Origin of the sequence: Curtobacterium subtropicum, from assembly GCF_030362975.1 — a bacterium.
Taxonomy (GTDB): domain Bacteria; phylum Actinomycetota; class Actinomycetes; order Actinomycetales; family Microbacteriaceae; genus Curtobacterium; species Curtobacterium subtropicum.
The window spans coordinates 477,103-497,134 of sequence record NZ_JAUCMM010000001.1 but is presented as its reverse complement, the minus strand read 5'-3'; the positions used below and the strand labels follow the sequence as shown (position 1 = coordinate 497,134).

At 71.5% G+C, this 20,032-nt stretch carries 17 protein-coding genes; 10 read left to right on the top strand and 7 right to left on the bottom strand.

Annotated elements, in window-relative coordinates:
* Positions 1 to 44: 44 nt before the first annotated feature.
* Positions 45 to 1,283, bottom strand: a complete 1,239-nt coding sequence (locus QUG98_RS02245) for a sugar ABC transporter substrate-binding protein (protein ID WP_289468998.1) — start codon at positions 1,281 to 1,283, stop codon at positions 45 to 47.
* Between the two features lie 249 nt (positions 1,284 to 1,532).
* Here QUG98_RS02245 and QUG98_RS02240 point away from each other — a divergent pair, with 249 nt between their 5' ends.
* The 4 genes from QUG98_RS02240 (at position 1,533) to QUG98_RS02225 (ending at position 5,940) form a co-directional block, all read left to right on the top strand.
* A complete protein-coding gene (locus QUG98_RS02240; RefSeq protein ID WP_289468997.1) occupies positions 1,533 to 2,552 on the top strand; it encodes a LacI family DNA-binding transcriptional regulator in 1,020 nt (339 codons plus the stop codon).
* Between the two features lie 252 nt (positions 2,553 to 2,804).
* A complete protein-coding gene (locus QUG98_RS02235) occupies positions 2,805 to 4,124 on the top strand; it encodes an ABC transporter substrate-binding protein (RefSeq protein ID WP_289468996.1) in 1,320 nt (439 codons plus the stop codon).
* Positions 4,121 to 5,092 (top strand): carbohydrate ABC transporter permease, encoded by a 972-nt coding sequence (locus QUG98_RS02230; protein ID WP_289468995.1) that lies wholly within the window; start codon positions 4,121 to 4,123, stop codon positions 5,090 to 5,092. The genes QUG98_RS02235 and QUG98_RS02230 overlap by 4 nt, the downstream gene beginning before the upstream one ends.
* Positions 5,092 to 5,940, top strand: a complete 849-nt coding sequence (locus tag QUG98_RS02225) for a carbohydrate ABC transporter permease (protein WP_289468994.1) — start codon at positions 5,092 to 5,094, stop codon at positions 5,938 to 5,940. Before QUG98_RS02230 ends, QUG98_RS02225 begins: the two co-directional genes overlap by 1 nt.
* 144 nt (positions 5,941 to 6,084) lie before the next feature.
* Here the strand turns inward: QUG98_RS02225 and QUG98_RS02220 are convergent, their stop codons facing one another.
* Positions 6,085 to 6,237, bottom strand: coding sequence for a hypothetical protein (locus QUG98_RS02220; RefSeq protein WP_175415895.1), 153 nt, complete (start codon positions 6,235 to 6,237; stop codon positions 6,085 to 6,087).
* A gap of 160 nt (positions 6,238 to 6,397) precedes the next feature.
* Positions 6,398 to 6,844, bottom strand: coding sequence for a MarR family winged helix-turn-helix transcriptional regulator (locus tag QUG98_RS02215; RefSeq protein WP_289468993.1), 447 nt, complete (start codon positions 6,842 to 6,844; stop codon positions 6,398 to 6,400).
* Positions 6,845 to 6,965: 121 nt separating this feature from the next.
* Here QUG98_RS02215 and QUG98_RS02210 point away from each other — a divergent pair, with 121 nt between their 5' ends.
* Complete coding sequence (locus QUG98_RS02210; protein ID WP_289468992.1) at positions 6,966 to 7,952, top strand: AraC family transcriptional regulator; 987 nt, start codon at positions 6,966 to 6,968, stop codon at positions 7,950 to 7,952.
* A 176-nt stretch (positions 7,953 to 8,128) separates the two neighbouring features.
* Here QUG98_RS02210 and QUG98_RS02205 read toward each other — a convergent pair whose 3' ends face one another.
* Positions 8,129 to 9,157 carry a LacI family DNA-binding transcriptional regulator gene (locus tag QUG98_RS02205; RefSeq protein ID WP_289468991.1) on the bottom strand — a complete coding sequence of 343 codons (1,029 nt, stop codon included), beginning with the start codon at positions 9,155 to 9,157 and terminating at the stop codon, positions 8,129 to 8,131.
* A 158-nt stretch (positions 9,158 to 9,315) separates the two neighbouring features.
* On the opposite strand from QUG98_RS02205, the gene QUG98_RS02200 reads away from it, so the two are divergent.
* The 5 genes from QUG98_RS02200 to QUG98_RS02180 all read left to right on the top strand — a co-directional run bounded on the left by QUG98_RS02200 (position 9,316) and on the right by QUG98_RS02180 (position 16,550).
* Entirely contained in the window at positions 9,316 to 10,617 is a 1,302-nt protein-coding gene (locus QUG98_RS02200; RefSeq protein ID WP_224442503.1) for an ABC transporter substrate-binding protein, read from the top strand.
* A 7-nt stretch (positions 10,618 to 10,624) separates the two neighbouring features.
* Positions 10,625 to 11,653, top strand: a complete 1,029-nt coding sequence (locus QUG98_RS02195; protein WP_058748955.1) for a carbohydrate ABC transporter permease — start codon at positions 10,625 to 10,627, stop codon at positions 11,651 to 11,653.
* A complete protein-coding gene (locus QUG98_RS02190) occupies positions 11,650 to 12,528 on the top strand; it encodes a carbohydrate ABC transporter permease (RefSeq protein WP_058748956.1) in 879 nt (292 codons plus the stop codon). Before QUG98_RS02195 ends, QUG98_RS02190 begins: the two co-directional genes overlap by 4 nt.
* A gap of 173 nt (positions 12,529 to 12,701) precedes the next feature.
* Positions 12,702 to 15,137, top strand: a complete 2,436-nt coding sequence (locus QUG98_RS02185; protein ID WP_289469185.1) for a beta-glucosidase family protein — start codon at positions 12,702 to 12,704, stop codon at positions 15,135 to 15,137.
* Between the two features lie 255 nt (positions 15,138 to 15,392).
* Positions 15,393 to 16,550, top strand: a complete 1,158-nt coding sequence (locus QUG98_RS02180) for a PP2C family protein-serine/threonine phosphatase (protein ID WP_289468990.1) — start codon at positions 15,393 to 15,395, stop codon at positions 16,548 to 16,550.
* A 21-nt stretch (positions 16,551 to 16,571) separates the two neighbouring features.
* Here the strand turns inward: QUG98_RS02180 and katG are convergent, their stop codons facing one another.
* From katG to QUG98_RS02165, 3 genes are all read right to left on the bottom strand, one after another.
* The gene (gene katG / locus QUG98_RS02175) at positions 16,572 to 18,983 is read right to left on the bottom strand and encodes a catalase/peroxidase HPI (RefSeq protein WP_289468989.1); all 2,412 of its coding nucleotides are present in this window, start codon (positions 18,981 to 18,983) and stop codon (positions 16,572 to 16,574) included.
* Positions 18,984 to 19,092: 109 nt separating this feature from the next.
* Positions 19,093 to 19,557: a DUF2231 domain-containing protein gene (locus tag QUG98_RS02170; protein ID WP_289468988.1), complete on the bottom strand. Its 465-nt coding sequence runs from the start codon at positions 19,555 to 19,557 to the stop codon at positions 19,093 to 19,095.
* A gap of 174 nt (positions 19,558 to 19,731) precedes the next feature.
* Positions 19,732 to 19,926, bottom strand: coding sequence for a hypothetical protein (locus tag QUG98_RS02165; protein ID WP_289468987.1), 195 nt, complete (start codon positions 19,924 to 19,926; stop codon positions 19,732 to 19,734).
* Positions 19,927 to 20,032: the final 106 nt, after the last annotated feature.

Genomic DNA, 20,032 nt, shown 5'->3' with positions numbered 1-20,032 from the left:
GTCGGGGGCGGGGAGCCGGTCGCGCGACCGGCTCCCCGGATCCGCTACTGGTTCTGCGACTGCGCCTGCTCGAGCGCCTGCTCGGGGTCGGCCTTGCCGGTCAGCGCGAGCTGGACGGCGGTGTAGATCTTCGTGGCGGCCTTGGGCCACTCCGGTCCGAGCTCGCCGGTGCGGGCGCGGGCGGTCTGCACCGTGGTGACGAAGGACGCGACGTCGGCGTGGTCGGCGGCCCACTGCTTGCCGACCTCGACGTTGGTCGGCACGTTGCCGGTGACCCCCGCGATGACGGACTGCATCTTGTCGCTGTTCAGGCACCCGACGAACTTGCCGGCGAGCTGCATCTTCTCCTTGTCGCCCGTCTGCGGGACGGTGAAGGCCTCGCCACCGAGCGGTGCGACGGTCTCGGAGCCGGTACGGGTCGGGATCGGGACGCTGTCGAACTCCAGGTCCTTCGCCTCCTTGAGGGCGGGCAGCTGCCACGGACCGTTGATCATCATCGCGGCCTTGCCGGCGATGAACTGGTTGTTGACGTCGGCCTGCGCCCAGTTGATCGAGCTCTTCGACATCGAGCCGTCGTCCTGCAGGTCCTGCACGAGCTGCAGCGCCTGCGCTGCCTCGGGCGTCGCGATGTCCTTCTCGTCACCGCCGTTCGACCAGAAGAAGGGCAGGAACTGCCAGGTGCCCTCGTAGGTGTTGATGTTGCTCATCGCGAAGCCGTACGTCGACCCGCTGGTGAGCTTCTTCGCCGCTTCCTTCAGCTCGTCCCACGTCTTGGGCGGCTGGACGCCGGCGTCGGCGAGCAGCTTCTTGTTGTAGTACAGCGCGATCGAGTTGGTGACCGGCTGCAGGCCGTAGAGCTTGCCCTCGTAGGTGTTCGCGCCCTTGACGCCGGGGACGTCGTCGTCCGCGTCGAGGCCGTAGTCAGCGAGGTCGGACAGTGCGCCCGAGGCGGCGATCTGCTGCACGTCGGGGTTGTCGAGCATGAGGACGTCGGGGAGGGTGCGCGACGACGCCTGCTGCAGGACCTTCGAGATGAGGCCGGCACCGGCGACGTGGTTGATCTTCACCTCGGCGCCGACGTCCTTCGCGCACTGCTGGTAGATCGGGTCGTAGTTCTCGGCGTAGTAGTCCTCGATCGTGAGGGTCTTCCCGCCGCCGCCGGACGACGACGCGTTGCCGGAGCCGGAGCACCCGGTCAGGACGAGGGGGACCGTCGCGACGATCGCGGCGGCGCCGACGAGGGCGCGGCCCCGGCGGGACGTGGAGCGGAAACCAGGCTTCATTGCACTGCTCTTCTCTTCGCGGATGCGGGGAAGGACACGGTGCGTCGACTCCACTGACGTCGTCGTCGCGGTGGTCCTGGGGCGAGAAGTTAGCAGGAAAGCGCTTTACCTGTAAAGCGCTTTTCTCGTTCCGGTGCGGGTCTATGCTCGTGACCACCGCAGCACGTGCGGTGCAGGTCGGCAGCGTCGTCGTCCTGCTCTCGGGTGTGCCGCGGGCCCGGGGCGATACCGATCGATCAGGAGGGTCCGATGGCCACGATGCAGCAGGTCGCCGACCGTGCCGGTGTCTCCATCGCGACGGTGTCGTTCGTGGTGAACGGCACGAAGTACGTCACGCCGGCGACCACGGCGAAGGTCACCGCGGCGATGCGCGAGCTGAAGTTCCGCGGCAACGTCGTGGCGCGGGCGCTCGCGAGTCGGCGGACCAGGATCGTCGCGCTGCTGTTCCCGACGACGGGCAATCGGTTCAGCCCGACCACGTCGGAGTTCTTCATGAACGCGGCCGAGCGGGCCTCCGAGCGGGGGTACCACCTGGTGCTCTGGCCGGTCGACCCGGCAGGCGACGACCTCGACGACCTGGTCTCCGGCGGCCTCGTCGACGGCGTCGTGCTCATGGAGGTGCGGATGGACGACCCGCGCGTGGTCAAGCTGTCGGAGCTCGGCGTCCCGTTCACCCTGATCGGCCGGACGCGCGACGCTGCGGAGCTGCCCTACGTGGACATCGACTTCGAGACCACGATCGAGGACGGCCTCGACCACCTGCAGGGCCTCGGGCACCGGCGGTTCGGACTCGTGCTCGAGAACCTCGAGGGCACGCCGATGGCCGGGTACGCGCCGCACCTGCGGGTGGAGGACACCTTCCGCCGCTCGGTGGTCGACCGCGGCTGCGCGGGCACCGTCGTGTACGCCGGACCCGGCAGCGAGGGCGGCCGTGACGCCGCTCGGCGCCTGCTCGAGGCGGACCCCGACGTCACCGCGGTGCTCGTCATGAAGGACGACTCGTCCGCCGGCCTGCTGGTCGGGCTGTACGCCGCGGGTCGACGCGTGCCGGACGACGTCTCGGTGCTGAGCATCGCGTCGTCCGCCGCCGCGGGGGACCAGCACCACCCGCGGCTGTCGACGATGATCGCGCCCGGTCGTGAGCTCGGCGTCCGTGCCGCGGACGCGCTGATCGACCGCCTCGACGGCACGTCGACCGAGCTCCCGCACTTCCTGCTGCCCTGCGTGCTCCGCCCCGCCGAGTCGGTGGCCGCCGCGCCCACGCGCTGACCCGCGCTGACCCCCGGCCGCCGGCCGCCGGCGAGTCTCGCGCCCAGCGACACCCCTCGGGGTGCAGGCCGCGAGGACGGTCGCGCAGCGCGGGTCTCGCGCCATCCACCGGACGGGAGGACCGTGGCGGGCCCGCACCGAGCCTCCCGTCCGACGCGTACTCAGGTTCCCTGTGGGGTCGCTCAGGCGCGCTTGGTTCTGTGGGGCCACGTGATCGCCGGGTGCGTACGCACCCTTCGTCGAGGAGGACGGATGGCAATCGACCGCAGGCTCTTCCTGCTCGGGGGCACGGGGGTGCTGCTGCTCGCCGGCTGCTCCACCCGGCCGGAGCGCACCACCGTCGAGGAGTGGCCCACCGACCCGCCCGAGGGCGACGTCACGATCAGCTGGTGGGCGGGGCAGGTGGCCTCGAAGGACGGCGGTGACCTGCGCCGCCGTCTCATCGCCGAGTTCCAGAAGGAGCACCCGAACATCCGCGTGCGGATCGTCAGCGCCCCGAGCGACACGGACACGAACCGCACCAGCCTGACGACGCAGATCGCCGCGGGCAGCCCGACGCCGGACGTGTACCTCGGCGACGTCGCGTGGCCCGGGCAGTTCGCGAAGAACAAGCTCGCGACCCCGGTGAACCGGCTGGTCGGCGAGGACTTCTTCGAGCAGTTCCCGGAGGGCCTCCGCCTGGCCGCGAGCGTCGACGGGACCTACTACATGTTCCCGCTCTACATCGACGAGTCGTTCTTCCTGTACCGGCAGGACCTGCTCGACAAGCACGGGCTCCAGGTCCCGCGCTCGTGGGAGGAGGTCAAGGACACCGCGGCGAAGCTCGTGGACACGGGTGACGTCGACTACGGGCTCGCGTTCCAGGGCGACGTGTACGAGGGCCTGACCTGCAACGTGACCGAGTTCGTGGCCGACGCCGGCGGGTCGCTGCTCAACGACGACCTCACGAAGCCCGCGACGACGAGCTCGGAGACGAAGCGTGCGTTCGAGTTCATGCGCTCCCTCATCACCGACGGCGCCGCTCCCCGCGCGACCCTGACCTACCAGGAGCAGGACACGAACGACGCCTTCGCGGGTGGTCGTGCCGCGTTCCTGCGCAACTGGTCGTACGCCTGGGGCATCGCGAACGGCCCGGACTCGGCCGTCGCCGGCAAGGTCGGGCTCGCCGCCCGCCCCACGTTCGACGGGATGGACGAGCACCACTCGACGATCGGCGGGTGGGGGAACTACATCAACCCGCACACCCAGCAGCCCGCCGCGGCGCTGACCTTCGCGGCGTGGATGTCGAGTGAGTCGGCGCAGCAGTTCCTGACCCGCGAGGGCGGGGTCCTGCCGGCCCGCAGCGCGAGCCTGGTCAGCGACGACGCCAAGCGGCAGAACCGGCCGACCTACGACACCGCGGCAGGCATCACGCTCGTGCCCCGACCGACCTCGACGGCCTACTACCCGAAGGTCTCGCAGGGCGTCTACCAGAACGGCAACAGCATCCTCGGCGGCCAGGCATCGGTCGACGGCGGCACCCGCGCGATGGCGTCGGCGATCGCGCTCGCCCTGACCGGGGACGCGCTGTGAGCGCCGGCACCGCCGCCCGCCCGGCGACGCGCGCGCCGGGCCGGGGGAAGCCCGACGGGTACCGCCCGACGAGCGCCCGGTCGCGGATGGAGCGCGTGCGGGCCCGCGGCGCGTGGGGCTTCGCGGCCCCGGCGCTCCTGGTCGTCGCGGCGGTCACGATCTTCCCGGTCGTGTACTCGATCGTCCTGAGCTTCGCGGACGTCGAGATCGGCTACGACGGCTTCTCGATCCAGGGCTTCGGCCTCGGCAACTACGCGGCACTGCTGCAGAGCGCCGACTGGTACCGGGCGCTCGGCTTCACGGTGCTGTACACGGTCGTCACGGTGTTCGTCGAGCTCGTGCTCGGCATGCTCGTCGCCCTGGTGCTCAAACGGCTCGGCGTCACCCGCGGGTGGATGCTCGCGCTGCTCCTCGTGCCGTGGTCGCTCGTGACGATCGTGAACGCACAGCTGTGGAAGTACATCTACGACTCGACGTACGGCGTCGCGACGTGGTTCTTCGGCCTGTTCGGTGACGCCCCGGTGATCCTCGGCGAACCGGTCCCGGCGATCACCGGGCTGATGGTCGCTGACATCTGGAAGACGACACCGTTCGTCGCGATCATCCTGCTCGCCGGGCTCGTGCAGATCTCCGAGGACCACTACGAGGCGGCCGAGCTCGACGGCGCGAGCACGTGGCAGACGTTCTGGCGCGTGGTGCTCCCGCAGCTCACGCCGACCCTGACGATCGCGGTGCTCTTCCGCATCCTGCAGGCGTTCGGCGTCTTCGACCTGCCGTTCGTGCTGACCAACGGCGGCCCGGGCACCGCCACCCAGTCGCTCGCGATCATGGGCTACAAGGTGCTCTTCCAGGACATCAACATCGGACCGGGCGCCGCGATCGCGACCAGCACCGCGGTCATCGTGGCCGTCGGGTGCCTGCTCTTCCTGCGGGCGTTCCGGAACCAGGCGAAGGGAGGGGATGCCTGATGCCCCGTCAACGTGTCCGCAAGGGCTGGCGGAAGTGGGTCAACACCGTCAACGTCAGCGGTGTCGTCATCGCCGTGCTCACCGCGCTGCCGCTGTACTGGCTCGTCTCCACGTCGCTCAAGCCGTCGTCGGAGATCGCGCAGTCACCGCCGACCGCGTTCCCGCGGGCGCTGACGTTCGACAACTTCGTCGTGGCGTTCCGGGACAACGCGCTCGGGCAGTACATGGTGAACAGCGTCGTGGTCGCGGTGTCCACCACGGTGATCGTGCTCGCGCTGTCGTTCCTCGCCGGCTACGCGCTGGCGGGTCGGTGGATCAGGGGCCGGACGGCGATCATGACGTCGCTGCTCATGCTGTCGGTGTTCCCGGCGATCGCGGTCCTGACGCCGCTGTACCTGCTCGAGCGCAACCTCGGGCTGCTCAACTCGTACCCGGGCCTGATCGTGCCGTACGTCGCGTTCAACCTGCCGTTCGCCATCTGGATCATGCGCAACTACCTGCAGGGGATCCCGTCGACGATCGAGGAGGCCTCCGAGATCGACGGCGCCGGGGCCTGGCGCACCGTCCTGTCGGTGATCCTGCCGATGGCGAAGCCCGGGTTGTTCACGGTCGGCGTCTTCACCTTCACGGCCTCGTGGAGCGAGTTCCTCATGGCGCTGACGTTCAACAGCGAGAACTCGTTCCGGACCATCCCGGTCGGCATCGCCCTGTTCGGCACGCAGTTCACCGTGCCGTTCGCGCAGATCTTCGCGGCGAGCGTGGCGGCGACGATCCCGATCGTCATCCTCGTGCTGGTCTTCCGCCGGTCGATCGTCTCCGGCCTCACGAGCGGCGCGGTGAAGGGGTGACGGGGCGACCTCCGCGGCGTCGGTGACCACCGACCGGTCACCGGCCCCGTGACGGACGGGAGGCCCGTGGCGATCCCGCCACGGGCCTCCCGTCCGTCTGTGGTCCGGTGCGCGCACGGCGCGGGCCGGACCGGTGTCGTGCCGTCAGCGACGTCGGTCGCGGGCGGTGTCGGTGAAGAAGTCGGCGTACAGGCCGTTGACGTCCTGCAGCTCGCCGTACTTCCAACGCTTGCGCATCCGGCGGAACGTCTCGATGCGCACCGGGTCGATGCCCGGCTCGGACTGGTACGAACCCATGGTCCCTCCCGCTTCCCTGATCCACCCCCGTGCGGGGGTACCCAGGGGTGACGGTACGTGGCACGCTGTCCCACGTCCGCCGATGTAGGTAGGGAAGTTACCTAACTGCGCTTGTTGGACAAATGTTCGAGGAGGGTCCTCAGCCGCCCGTAGCCTGCCGTCAGGGGGTCGGAGCGCCGTACTCGAGCGCCTCGATCACACGGTCGATCACGCGGACGTACCGCTTGGTCTCTCGCTCGGAGAAGGAGGACAGGAGTTCGTGCAGGTGCTCGTTCGTGCTGTCCATCGCGGCGGCGTAGGCGCGCTGGGTCTCCGGGGTCAGTTCGATGTACCGGCTGCGGCCGTCCTCCGGGTTCGGGACGCGGCACAGGTGGCCCGCGCGCTCGAGCCGGTCGACCGTCCCGGTCACCGCCGGGCTGGTGAGTCCGAGGTGTGCCACGAGGTCCTTCACCCGGACCCTGCGGTCGGCGGCAGCGGCCCGCGCGACGAACTGCAGGACCGTCAGGTCGGAGCCGGACACGGAGAGCCGTTCTCGCAGTCGACCGCGCAGCGCGCCCATGGCGGCCTCGAGCCGCGTGATGGCGGCGGTCAGGTCGATCTCACTCACGTGGTCGCCCCTTCCGTGCGCGCCGGTCGAGCGCGACACTACGCCGCACCCACCCCAGAACAGTATCCGGATAACGAGGAAGCATGCGCCATGTGGACAGGTGGTCGCGGACAGGATCGCCGTGGCTGATCCCCTGATCGAGGCGTTCGGCGCCGAGGAGACGATCGCCCCCGTGCGGTTCGAGGTCTCCGGGACGCGGCCGGACGCCGCCGTCCGCGACCTGGGCGGCATCTACGCGGGGGAGCGGTGGAGCGCTGTCCCGTCGCAGGGGCGGTTCGACTACCGCTACACGGCGATCGGCGACAGCGAGGTCACGATCCGTCGCTCGCAGATGCACGGCGAGATCCGGGGGTGGATGCCCGCCGGGTCCGCCGACTACGTCGTCACCTGGATCACCACGGGCACGGGCGAGCTCGAGATGCGCGGGGAGCGCTGGCCGATGCTGCACGAGACCCCGGTGATGTTCCCCGCCGACGAGCCGTTCAGCTTCGTCACCGCGGACTACGACCAGCGGCTCGTGCACTTCGACCGCGAGTTCGTCCGGCGCGTGGCGGCGACGCGGGCGGAGGTCACGGACCGGCCGCTGCGGTTCGACGAGCGGCGGGGCGCCGGCGAGTCCATCGGGCACCGGTGGCAGGGCGCCCTGACGGCGCTGTCCCGCGCGCTCCGCGTCGGCGGCCCCGACTCCGACGTCTGGCAGGACGCCAAGGTGACCGCCGCCGAGGTCTTCCTCGACGTGTTCCCGCCGCAGGGCGACAGCCTGCCCGACGTGCTCGAACAGCCGCGGAACGCCAGGCTCCGTGCCGCCGTGGAGTACATCCACGCGCACGCCGCCGAGTCGGTGACGATCGTCGACCTGTCCGAGGCCGCCGGGCTCAGTGTCCGGTCGGTCCAGGAGTCCTTCCGCCGGGTGTTCGACGTCTCCCCACTGACCTACCTGCGCCAGGTGCGGCTCGACCGCGTGCACGAGGAGCTGCTCGAGGCGGGGCCGCAGGCCGGTGCCGTGGGGGACATCGCGCGGCGGTGGGGGTTCGCGCACCTCGGGCGGTTCTCGGCGTCGTACGCGGAGCGGTTCGGCGAGTACCCGAAGCAGACGCTGCGGCGCTGACGCGCGGCGCGGTGCGGCCCGGCGGGCGGGGCGCGGCGGCGGGGCGCGGCGCGCCGGGGCGGCGTCCGGTGTCGAACCAGGTTCCCGACGTCGAACCAGGCGGCTCGGCTGGTTCGACGTCGGGAACGTGGTTCGACCACGCGGCGGGCGCGCCGGCGCCGCGGGCGCCCCGGGCGTCAGGCGCGCGCCGGCGCCGTGCTGCTGCGCACGCGCAGCGTCGAGCGCAGCCGGACGTGGTCGCTCGTGGGCTCGCCGCGCAGCATCGCGAGGAGCATCGTGACCGCGCTCGCGCCGAGGTCGGCGAGCGGCTGGGCCACGGTGGTGAGCGGCGGGGTGGTCGTCGACGCCTGCGGGACGTCGTCGAACCCGACCACCGACAGGTCCTCGGGGACGCGGAGGCCCAGCGCCTCGGCGGCGTGCAGCACGCCGATGGCCGACGAGTCGTTCGCCGCGAAGACCGCCGTCGGCCGGTCCGGCAGCGTCAGGAGGTCGTGCGCCACGGCCGCCGAGCGCTCCTCCTGGTAGTCACCGGCCCGCACGAGGCGCTCGTCGACCGCGATGCCCGCGGCGGCGAGGGCGTCCCGGTACCCGGTCTCGCGGAGCTGCGACGACGCCAGGTCCCCCCGGCCCTGCACGTGGGCGATGCGCGTGTGCCCGAGACCGAGCAGGTGCTCCACGGCGTCCCGGGCGCCGGCGACGTTGTCCGTGTCGACGGTGGCGTGGCCCTCCGGCCCGGTGTGCGGGTCGATCGCCACGACCGGGATCGACGCGGCGGACATCGCCTCGGACGGGGTCACGACGATCGCACCGTCGATGAGGGTGCCGGACAGCCGGGAGAGCGACCGCCGCTCCCACCCCGGTCGGCTCGACCCGGTGAGCAGGCCCGCGTAGGCGAGCAGCTCGTACCCGGTGCCCGTCGTCGCGGCGGAGATGCCGCGCAGCAGCTCGGTCGAGAACGGCTCGAACTCGGTGACCAGGATGCCGATCACGTTGGTCCGGGAGCTCCGCAGACTCCTGGCGACCAGGGACGTCTCGTAGCCCAGGCGCTCGACGACCTCCTGCACGCGCAGCATGGTCGCCGGTGCGACACCGTCGCGGTTGTTGACCACCTTCGACACGGTCGGGATCGAGACGCCCGCGGCGCGTGCAACGTCCGCGATCGTGACCCGCCCCGGTCCGGGCACGGGGTCGACGGCGGTCTGCATGTGCTCACCGTACCGCCGGAGCCGCATTCCGCCAGCCTGTACACCCCGGATAGAAAACGTTATCGATAACGATTGACAACCCTGCGGGGCACCTGGCACGCTCTCCGCAGCGGCATCGACTGCCGCGCACGTCAACGACGACACCGAGGAGTTCCACGATGACGAGGAAGATCCGTGCCGCGGCGGCCATCGCGCTGATCGGGGCGACCGCCCTGACCGCGGCGGGCTGCTCAGCCGGCGGCAACGCCGACCCTTCGAGCGACGGCGGGAAGGTCACGATGACCTTCTGGCACAACTCGACCACCGGACCCGGCAAGGCGTTCTGGGACCAGACGGTCAAGGACTTCGAGGCGAAGAACCCGAACGTCACCATCAAGGTGCAGGCGATCCAGAACGAGGACCTGGACGGCAAGCTCCAGACCGCGCTCAACTCGGGTTCCGCGCCGGACGTGTTCCTGCAGCGCGGTGGCGGCAAGATGGCCGCGATGGTCAACGCCGGCCAACTGCTGGACATCTCCGACTCGATCGGCTCGACCGCGAAGTCCGAGATCAGCGAGGGGTCGTTCAAGGGCTACCAGCAGGACGGCAAGACGTGGGCCATGCCGGTCGACGTCAACCCCGAGGGCATCTGGTACAGCCAGGACCTGTTCGAGCAGGCCGGCATCGAGGGCACGCCCACCACGATGGAGGAGCTCAACGCCGACATCCAGAAGCTCAAGGACGCCGGCATCCAGCCGGTCGCCGTGGGCGCGAAGGACGCCTGGCCGGCCGCGCACTGGTACTACAACTTCGCGCTCCGCGCCTGCCCCGAGAGCGTGCTCAACAAGACCGCGCAGGACCTGAAGTTCGACAACTCGTGCTGGAAGCAGGCCGGCGAGGACACCAAGGCCTTCTTCGACACGAAGCCCTTCAACGACGGCTACCTGACCACCGCCGCGCAGCAGGGCGCCGGCAGCTCGGCCGGTCTCGTCGCGAACCACAAGGCGGCCATGGAACTCATGGGCGCGTGGGACCCGGGCGTGATCTCCTCGCTGACCCCGGACGGCAAGCCGCTGTCCGACCTCGGCTTCTTCCCCTTCCCGGAGGTCTCCGGCGGCAAGGGCGCACCGGGCTCGATGATGGGCGCCGTCGACGGGTACTCCTGCTCGGCGAAGGCCCCGAAGAAGGCGTGCACCGACTTCCTCAACTACATGACTGAGAAGCCCGTCCAGGAGGCCTACTACAAGGCCTTCAACGCCATCCCCGCGAACAAGTCGGCCCAGTCGGTCGTCACGGAGCCCTACCTGAAGAGCGTCCTCGAGGCGTACAACAAGGCGCCGTTCGTCTCGAACTACCTCGACACGGTCTACGGCCAGAACGTCGGCAACGCCCTCAACACGAGCGTCGTCAACCTGCTCGCCGGCAAGGGGTCGGTGTCGGACATCGTCTCGACCGTCAACCAGGCAGCAGCGAAGGGCTGACGAACCCATGACCACCTCCGTCACCAGTCGCTCCACGGACCAGTCCGGGGCAGCGCGGTCCGGGGCGTCGCGTCGCACGGGCGGGGCCGACGGTTCGCCGTCGGCCCCGGCCCGTCGGGCCCGCAAGGGCAACGACGTCCGCACCCGGGTCGAGATCGCCGTCCTCGCCGGCCCCGCCACGATCATGTTCGTCGGGTTCGTCATCCTGCCCGTCGTGCTGGCCGCGTACTACGGCTTCTACAAGTGGCAGGGGTACGGCACCCCGACCGACTTCGTCGGTCTGCAGAACTACACGATCATCTTCACCGACCCGGACTTCCGGGGCGTGCTCTGGCACAACCTGTTCATCGTCGTCGGGTCGCTCGTCGTGCAGGGGCCGATCGCGATCGTCCTCGCGCTGCTGCTCAACCAGCGCATCCGCGGACGCGGCCTGATCCGCGTCCTCATCTTCGTGCCGTACGTGATCTCCGAGGTCATCGTCGGCACGGGCTGGAGCCTCATGCTCCAGTCGAGCGGCGCCGTGAACGACCTGCTGCAGGCGGTCGGGCTCGGGGCGCTGCGCAACGACTGGCTGTCGAACCCCGACATCGCGATCTGGACGCTCCTCGCGATCATCTCGTGGAAGTACATCGGCTTCGCGGTGATCCTGTTCCTCGCCGGTCTGCAGAGCATCCCGGAGGAGCTGTTCGAGGCCGCGCAGCTCGACGGTGCGAGCTACTGGCAGATCCAGCGGCGCATCACGCTGCCGCTGCTGGGCCCGACCATCCGGATCTGGGCGTTCCTGTCCATCATCGGGTCGCTCCAGCTGTTCGACCTCGTCTACATCATCTGGGGTCAGTACATCGCCGCGACCGCCGGCACCTCGACGATGGCGACGTACATGGTCGCCAACGGTCGACTCTCCGGCAACTACGGGTACGGCAACGCCGTCGCCGTGGTCATCTTCCTCATCTCGCTGGTCGTCGCCCTCGTCTACCAGCGGTTCGTCCTGCGCCGCGACACCGCCGGCGCACTCACCGAGAAGGGCGACCGATGACCGCCACCGCCTCCATCGTCGCGCCGAACCGGCGCCGGTCCCGTGACCGCGGGCCGGTCCGCAAGGAACGCAACCTCGGCACGTACTTCATCGCGCTGGTCTTCATCGCGGTCTGCGTCGCGCCGGTCGCGTACATCATCCTGGGCGGCTTCCGCACGAACTCGCAGATCACCGCGAGCCCGGCGGGCCTGCCGAACCCGTGGCAGATCGGCAACTACGTCTCGGTCCTGACGAGCGGTGTCTTCTGGCAGCAGCTCGGCAACTCCGTGATCGCGGGCGTGACCACCACCGTCGGTGTCGTCGTGCTCGGACTCATGGTGAGCTTCGTGCTCGCCCGCTACCGGTTCCGCGGCCAGGGCGCGCTCTACTCCCTGTTCGCCGCCGGTCTGATGTTCCCGATCACGGTGGCCATCACGCCGCTGTACCTGCTCGTCAAGGACCTCGGACTCACGAACAGCCTGGCCGGTGTGATCCTGCCGCAGATCGCGTTCGCCCTGCCGACGACCGTCATCATCCTCGTGCCGTTCCTCCGGGCCATCCCCGACGAGCTCGAGGAGGCCGCGGCGATCGACGGCGCGAGCCGGCTCGGCTTCTTCTTCCGCATGGTCGTGCCGCTGTCGCTGCCCGGTGTCGTCACCGTCGGCATCCTCGCGTTCATCGGCAGCTGGAACAGCTACATCCTCCCGCTCTTCATCCTCAACGACGCGTCGGCCTACACCCTGCCGCTCGGCGTGCAGGCGTTCTCGTCGCAGTACTCCGTGGACACCGCGCGGGTGCTCGCGTTCACCTCGCTGTCGATGATCCCCGCCCTCGTGTTCTTCGCGATCTTCCAGAAGCGCATCGTGGGCGGCCTGACCGGGGCGGTGAAGGGGTGACCACGCTCGACCACGCCGTCACCACCGACGGCCAGGAGGCGCGTGGCGCGTCCGCAGCACCGGTCCCGTCCGCCGCTCGTGACGGACGCCAGGCGGGTGGCGGCGCCGCCACGGGCCTCCCGTCCGACCCGGGGCACGTCACCGAGGGGACCGCACCGGACCGCGTCACCGCGCTGCTGGCTGCGATGACCCTCGAGGAGAAGACCGCGCAGCTGGTCGGCTACTGGCTCGACCAGAACGGCGTCGTCGCCCCGATGCAGGGCGAGATGGTCGCGGCCCAGCAGGGGACGACGCTCGCCGACGTCACGCGGCACGGCCTCGGCCAGTACACCCGCGTCTACGGCACGCGACCCGTCGAGCCCGACGAGCGTGCCGCCTGGCTGTGGACGGAGCAGCGCCGGCTGAAGCGCGAGACGCGGCTCGGCATCCCGGCGCTCGTGCACGAGGAGTGCCTCACCGGCCTCGCGGCGTGGAAGGCGGCGACGTTCCCGACGCCGCTGGCGTGGGGTGCGTCGTTCGACCCCGAGCTCGTCGAGCAGGTCGGTGCGGTCATCGGACGCTCGATGCGGGAGCTCGGCGTGCACCAGGGCCTCGCGCCCGTGCTCGACGTCGTCCGTGACCCCCGCTGGGGCCGGGTCGACGAGTGCATCGGCGAGGACCCGTACCTGGTGGGCACGGTCGGCACCGCCTACGTGCGCGGCGTGCAGAGCGCCGGCGTCGACGCGACGCTCAAGCACTTCCTCGGCTACTCGGCCTCGCGGGCCGGACGCAACCACGCGCCGGTGCACGCCGGGCCGCGCGAGGTCGCCGACGTCTTCCTGCCGCCGTTCGAGATGGCGCTCGTCGACGGCGGTGCCCGGAGCGTCATGAACTCGTACGCCGAGATCGACGGCGTGCCCGTCGCGGCGGACCCGGCGCTGCTGACCGACCTGCTGCGCGACCGCCTCGGGTTCGACGGCACCGTCGTGGCGGACTACTTCTCCGTCGCGTTCCTCGAGGTGATGCACGGCGTCGCCCGCGACCGAGGTGAGGCGGCGGCGACCGCGCTCGCGGCCGGCGTCGACGTCGAGCTGCCGACCGGCGACGCGTACCTGTCGCCGCTCGTCGAGCGGGTCCGCAGCGGGCTGGTCGACGAGGCCCTCGTGGACCGCGCCGTGCTCCGGGTGCTCCGACAGAAGGAGCGGCTCGGCCTGCTCGACCCGGACGTCTTCGAGGACGAGCCACCGACGGGCATCGACCTCGACTCGCCGGAGCACCGGGCGCTCGCGAAGCGGCTGGCGGCCGAGTCCCTGGTGCTGCTGTCGAACGACGGCGTGCTGCCGCTCGGCGGCGGCGCTGCTGCTGGCGGCTCTGCTGCTCGCGACGGTGCCGCTGCTGGCGCCGTCGGCGAGGGCAGCGCCGCTGCCGTCGTCCCCCGGACCCCGGGCGCCGTCCTGCAGGGCCCGGTCGCGGTGATCGGCCCGAACGCCCACCGCGCCGAGGCCCTGCAGGGCTGCTACTCGTTCGCGAACCACGTGCTCGCCACCCACCCGGGCCTGGACCTCGGCTTCGCCATCCCGACCGTGCTCGAGGCGCTGCAGGAGTCGCTCGGCCCCGACGCCGTCCGGTACGCCCGCGGCGCCGAGGTCGAGGGCGACGACCGCTCGGGCTTCGCCGAGGCCGTCGATGCCGCGCAGGGGTCGGCCGTCGCGGTCGTCGTGGTCGGCGACCAGGCCGGTCTGTTCGGCCGTGGCACCGTCGGCGAGGGCAACGACTCCGAGTCCCTCGACCTGCCGGGCGTACAGCGCGAGCTCGTCGAGGCCGTCGTCGCCACCGGCACCCCGACCGTCGTGGTGCTGCTCACCGGTCGTCCGTACGCGATCGGCTGGGCGCTCGACGGCGACGGCCCGAAGCCCGCGGCCGTCGTGCAGGCGTTCTTCCCGGGTGAGGAGGGCGGTACCGCGATCGCGGACCTGCTCACCGGTGCCGCCGCACCATCTGGTCGCCTGCCGGTCTCGCTGCCGCGGGCCGCCGGGGCGCAGCCGTACTCGTACCTGCACCCGCGCCTCGGTGGTCCGTCCGACGTCACGGCGACGGACTCCACCCCGGTCCGACCGTTCGGCTTCGGCCTGACGTGGACGTCCTTCGCGTACGAGGGGCTGTCCGTGGACGGGACCGCGACCACCGACGGGGCGCTGACGGCGTCGGTCACCGTCCGGAACACGGGCGACCGTGACGGCGTCGAGGTCGTCCAGCTCTACGGGCACGACCCGCACGCGTCCGTCACCCGACCGGTCGCGCAGCTGCTCGGGTACGCGCGGGTCGCCGTGACGGCGGGGGAGTCCGTCACGGTCCGGTTCGACGTGCCGCTGGCGCGGTTCGCCTTCACCGACCGCGCGATGCGGAAGGTGGTCGAGCCGGGTGACGTCGAGGTGTGGGTCGCGTCGGACGCGGGGGCGTCCCGGCCGGGAGGCCCGCTCGAGACCGGCGGGATCGTCGCGTCCGGCGACGGGCCGGTCCGGCACGAGTTCCCCCGGTCCGCGACGGACCGCGCGGTCGTGCGGGTGACCGGTGCGGTGCACGAGGTCACACTGACCGACCGGCGGGTCGTCACCTGGACGACGAGCTGAGCGGTCCGGCCGCCCGGCGGGTCGTCGCCTGGACGACGGGCTGAGCGGTCCGGCCGACCGACGGGTCGTCGCCGGGACGACGGGCTGAGCGGCGGGCGCCGCCGCGGAGTGACCGGATCAGGGTCCTCCGCGGCGGCGCCCGTGAGCCCGCCGACGTCGGGCCGGTACGGTGGAACGAGTCTTCCACGGGGACCGCGTCCCACGGTGTGCCACCACGCACCGCGGCCCCGGTGGACCAGGAGGAGGACGACACCCGTGAGCACCGACGACCAGGCACGCGTGCGCAGCGCGCTCGTGGCGGCGCTCGACGTCGTCGACGCGGCGCCGTCGGAGCGGTTCGAGCGCATCGTCCGGGTCGCGCGCGAGGTCTTCGACGTGCCGCTGTCCTACGTCAACGTGCTCGACGACGACCTGCTGCACACCCTCACCCCGAACGTGCCCGACGAGATCGTCTCCGGGCCGGTCGGGTGGTCCTTCTGCCAGCTGACGGTGCAGCAGGCGGAGCCGACGATCGTGCCGGACACCACGGCCGACCCCCGGACCGTCGACCTGCCGGGTGTCACGCGGCGCGGCATCCGGTTCTACGCGGGTGTGCCGCTGACCATCGCCGGCGGGGAGCCCGTCGGGACCCTCTGCCTGATGGACACCCGACCGCGGGCGTTCTCCCCGCAGGACACCGCCGCGCTCATCGACCTCGGGCACTGGGCTGAGCGTGCCCTCGGGCAGGGGCTGCACCACGACCGTCTGCTCGAGGTCGCCACCGCACTCGCGCCGAGCACCGTCGCACCCGCGGGGTACCGCATCGCGGCGGTCACGGTGCCCTACGGGGACCTCAGCGGTGACCTGCACGACTGGTCCGTGGTCGACGGCGACCTCGTGCTGACCCTCGCCGACGTGATGGGCAAGGAGCAGCCGGCGGCGCTGCTCGCGGCGGGCATCCGCGCCGCCCTCCGCCAGCACCGGACCGTCGCGCCCGTGGCCGCGGTCGCCGCCGTCGAACCCGCCCTCGCCGAGGACCTCGGCCGAGCGAGCGCCTTCGCCACCCTGTTCCACGCCAGGCTCGACCCGGACAGCGGGGTCGTCGACGTGCTGGACGCCGGCCACGGTCTGGCGGTGCACGTCCCGGCGGACGGGGCGCCGAGGGTGCTCCGGTCGCGCGGTCTGCCGCTCGGGCTGCACCCCGAGGGGACCCCGCGGCACGCGTCGAGCACGGTCCTGGCACCCGGCGACGCCCTCGTCGTCGTGAGCGACGGCGCCCTGGACCTGGGCGACGGCACGATCGACACGCTCCTCGACCTCGCGCGCACCCTGCGCGCTGCGCCCGGTGTCGACGCCTTCCTCGAGACGGTTCGGCTGCGCGCGGCCGAACGGGCCGAGGACGACGTCACGGTCGTCGTCCTCGGCCGCGCCTGACCGCGCGAGGAGCCGTCCGGGTCAGGCGGCCATCGGGCCGTACCGGCGGTGCCCCTTCACGTCGTAGCGGTCGAGCATCATGACCTTGTCCCACGCGGCGACGAAGTCCCGCACGAAGCGCTCCTGGCCGTCGCTGCCGGCGTAGACGTCGACGATCGAGCGGAGCTGTGCGTTCGAGCCGAACACCAGGTCGTTCCGCGACGCCGTCCAGCGCTCCTCACCGGTGGCCTGCACGGTCCCGGTGAAGGTCGTCTCGGTGTCGTCGGTCTTCTTCCACACCAGGTCGGTGTCCGTCAGGTTGACGAAGAAGTCCGTCGTCAGCGCGCCGACCCGGTCGGTCAGGACACCCGTCGACGAGCCGTCCCAGTTCGCACCGAGCACCCGCAGCCCGCCGGTGAGCACCGTCCACTCCGGGGCGGTCAGTGTCATGAGGTTCGCCCGGTCCAGGAACACGGCCTCCGGAGCGACACCGGGGGCGAAGTCCGCGAAGCGCTCGGACACGTGGTTCCGGAACCCGTCGGCGATCGGCCGGAGCCACTCGAACATCTCGATGTCGGTCTGCTCCTGCGAGGCGTCGACGCGGCCCGGTGTGAACGGCACCGAGACATCGACGCCGGCGGCGCGCGCGGCGTCCTCGACCCCGACGCAGCCCGCCAGGACCACGAGGTCGGCGAGGGAGACGTGCTTGCCGCCCTGCTCGAACGTCGCCTTGACGCCGCGCAGCGTCTCGACGACGGGGACGGTGCGCTGGTTGATCGGCCAGTCCTTCTGCGGGGCGAGCGCGATCCGCCCGCCGTTCGCGCCGCCGCGCTTGTCGCTGTCGCGGTAGGTCGAGGCAGCCGAGTACGCGGTGACGACCAGGTCGGACACCGCGGTGCCGGTCGCGCGGATCGCCTGCCGGAGCGCGTCGACGTCCGCGTCGGTCAGCGGCGCGCCGACCGCGTCGGGCAGCGGGTCCTGCCAGAGCAGGTCGTCCGAGATCGTCGTCTCCGGGCCGAGGTAGCGGTGCTTCGGCCCCATGTCGCGGTGCGTCAGCTTGTACCAGGCCTTCGAGAACGCCGTCGTGAACAGGTCGAAGTCGGCGAGGAAGCGCTCGCACACCTCGCGGTAGGCCGGGTCGACCTTCAGCGCGATGTCCGAGGTCATCATCATGAGCGCGTGCGTCTCGCCGGGCACGTGGGCGTCCGGGGTGCGCGGGGCGTCGGGGTCCTTCGGCGTCCACTGCAGGGCGCCCGCGGGGCTCTTCGTCTGCTCCCACTCGTGGCCGAACAGGTTCTCGAGGTAGCTGTTGTCCCAGCGGGTCGGGTCCTGGGTCCAGCTGCCCTCGATGCCGTTCGTCATGGTGTCCTTGCCGTTGCCGGCACCCTGCGGGTTGTGCCAGCCGAGGCCCATCGCCTCGATCGGGGCGATCTCCGGCGGCGGGCCGATCTCGGCGGCCGGTACTTGGCCGTGGCTCTTGCCGAACGCGTGGCCGCCGGCGATCAGGGCGACGGTCTCCTCGTCGTTCATCGCCATCCGGCTGAAGGTGATGCGGATGTCCCGCGCCGAGCCCATCGGGTCGCCGTTCGCGTACGGGCCCTCGGGGTTGACGTAGATGAGGGCCTGGTGGGACGCGGCGAGGGGGCTCTGCAGGTCGTAGTCGGCGTCGCCGTTCTCGCCGGTCCACCGCTCGTCGCGCTGCACCATGTCGTCCTGGCTCTCGACGTGGTGCGGGTCCCAGACCTCCGGACCCCACCAGGTGCCCTCGTCCGGCTCCCAAGCGTCGAGGCGACCGCCGCCGAAGCCGTACGTCGGCAGGCCCATCAGCTCGAGCGCGCAGTTGCCGGTGAGGACCATGAGGTCGGCCCACGAGAGCGCGTTGCCGTACTTGTGCTTGATCGGCTGGAGCAGGCGGCGCGACTTGTCGGTGTTGCCGTTGTCCCACCAGCTGCTGATCGGGGCGAAGCGCTGCATCGCGGTGCCCGCGCCGCCGCGGCCGTCCGCGATCCGGTAGGTGCCGGCGGCGTGCCAGGCCATGCGGATCATCTGCGGGCCGTAGTTGCCGTAGTCGGCGGGCCACCAGTCGACCGAGGTCGTGAGCAGCTGCTTGATGTCGCGCTTGAGCTCCTCGAGGTCGATCGTGGCGAAGGCCGCCGCGTAGTCGAAGTCCGCGCCGAGCGGGTCGGCGTCGATCCCGTTGCGGTGCAGCAGCTCGACGCGGAGCCGCTGCGGGTACCAGCCCTCCAGCGACGACGGCGCCTGGCCGAACGTGCCGCCGAGGTGGTCGCCCCCGGCCGGCAACGAGCCGGCCATGTGGAAGCTGCAGGTGTCCGTGCCGTCGGCGTCACGGGCGTGGCTGCCGTGGAAGGAGGACCCCTGCGGGGTCGCGGTGTCGTGGTGGCCGTCGTGCTGCTGGCCGGTGTCGTCCGTGCCGGTCGTGCTGTCGTCGCTCAACGCTGCTCCTGTTCGATGACTGTCCGCGGAACGCGGGGGTCGCCCGTCACGCTCCGCCTCGCCGCTGTGAGGACGGCGGGAACGGTGCGCAACACGGCGGAGGGTCCTGTCAGCCCTTCCAGACCGAGACGGCGCCGGCGTGGCCGATGACGACGACCTCGACGAGCGAACCGATGCCGGCGGCGACGAGCAGCACCGGGCCGACGATGCCGACCGCACGCGCCACTCCGTCGTTCGTCACCCGCGGGGCGGCGAAGCGGTGCCAGCCCCACCACAGCGTCAGCAGCACGAAGACGGCGATCGACCACGGCAGCAGCCCGTCGGCGAGCTCGGTGTGCCGCTCGAGCAGCGCGGTCTCCTTCTCGCGGTGCTCGAGCCACTCACCGGACGACGTCGCGAGCGGCACCGAGACGAGCGCCACCAGGGCGATGACCGGTGCGCCGACCGCGAGCCACCGTCGGGCCGCCGGCCACGCCGCGGTCACGATCGCGGTGAGGGCCGCCACCGGGACGCTGACCGTGGTCAGGTGCACGAGGAGCGGGTGCAGGGGGATGCCGTCGAACTGCCAGTCCATCGTGGCCTCTCGGGTCGCGCGCCGGTGGTTCCGGCGACCTGCGATCAGCCAACCTGCCCGGATCGCGCCGCGCTCGTCCGGCAGGCCGCTCGGCGCACTCCGCGATCACTCGAAACCTCACACGGACGGAGCGGGACGCGGCTCCGACCACGGACGGAGCCGGACGCGACGCCGTCAGGGGCGGTGGTCGTACCGACCCGGCGGCGGGTCGAGCGGCAGCTGCCGCGGTGCCTGCCCGCCGTTCCGCGCTGCACCCACGGCGGTGACGGAGCGCGTCACGATGCGCACGGCCGTCGCGAACCAGCCCCGCTTCCGCGGGTGCTCGAACGCGTCGTCGCCCCACGGTCGGTCGCGGTCCTGTTCCCCCATGACACCCCTCCTGGTCTCGGTGGTCGTGAGGCTACACGGCCGGTGACCGCACCGGGAGGTCCGGGATCCGACACCGTCCCGGGAACCCCGGGGGAGCGTGGGTACC

Coding starts and splice junctions, on each gene's coding strand:
- QUG98_RS02245 (WP_289468998.1), bottom strand. CDS start 1,283: ATGAAGCCTGGTTTCCGCTCCACGTCCCGCCGGGGCCGCGCCCTCGTC.
- QUG98_RS02240 (WP_289468997.1), top strand. CDS start 1,533: ATGGCCACGATGCAGCAGGTCGCCGACCGTGCCGGTGTCTCCATCGCG.
- QUG98_RS02235 (WP_289468996.1), top strand. CDS start 2,805: ATGGCAATCGACCGCAGGCTCTTCCTGCTCGGGGGCACGGGGGTGCTG.
- QUG98_RS02225 (WP_289468994.1), top strand. CDS start 5,092: ATGCCCCGTCAACGTGTCCGCAAGGGCTGGCGGAAGTGGGTCAACACC.
- QUG98_RS02220 (WP_175415895.1), bottom strand. CDS start 6,237: ATGGGTTCGTACCAGTCCGAGCCGGGCATCGACCCGGTGCGCATCGAG.
- QUG98_RS02205 (WP_289468991.1), bottom strand. CDS start 9,157: ATGCAGACCGCCGTCGACCCCGTGCCCGGACCGGGGCGGGTCACGATC.
- QUG98_RS02200 (WP_224442503.1), top strand. CDS start 9,316: ATGACGAGGAAGATCCGTGCCGCGGCGGCCATCGCGCTGATCGGGGCG.
- QUG98_RS02195 (WP_058748955.1), top strand. CDS start 10,625: ATGACCACCTCCGTCACCAGTCGCTCCACGGACCAGTCCGGGGCAGCG.
- QUG98_RS02190 (WP_058748956.1), top strand. CDS start 11,650: ATGACCGCCACCGCCTCCATCGTCGCGCCGAACCGGCGCCGGTCCCGT.
- QUG98_RS02170 (WP_289468988.1), bottom strand. CDS start 19,557: ATGGACTGGCAGTTCGACGGCATCCCCCTGCACCCGCTCCTCGTGCAC.
- QUG98_RS02165 (WP_289468987.1), bottom strand. CDS start 19,926: ATGGGGGAACAGGACCGCGACCGACCGTGGGGCGACGACGCGTTCGAG.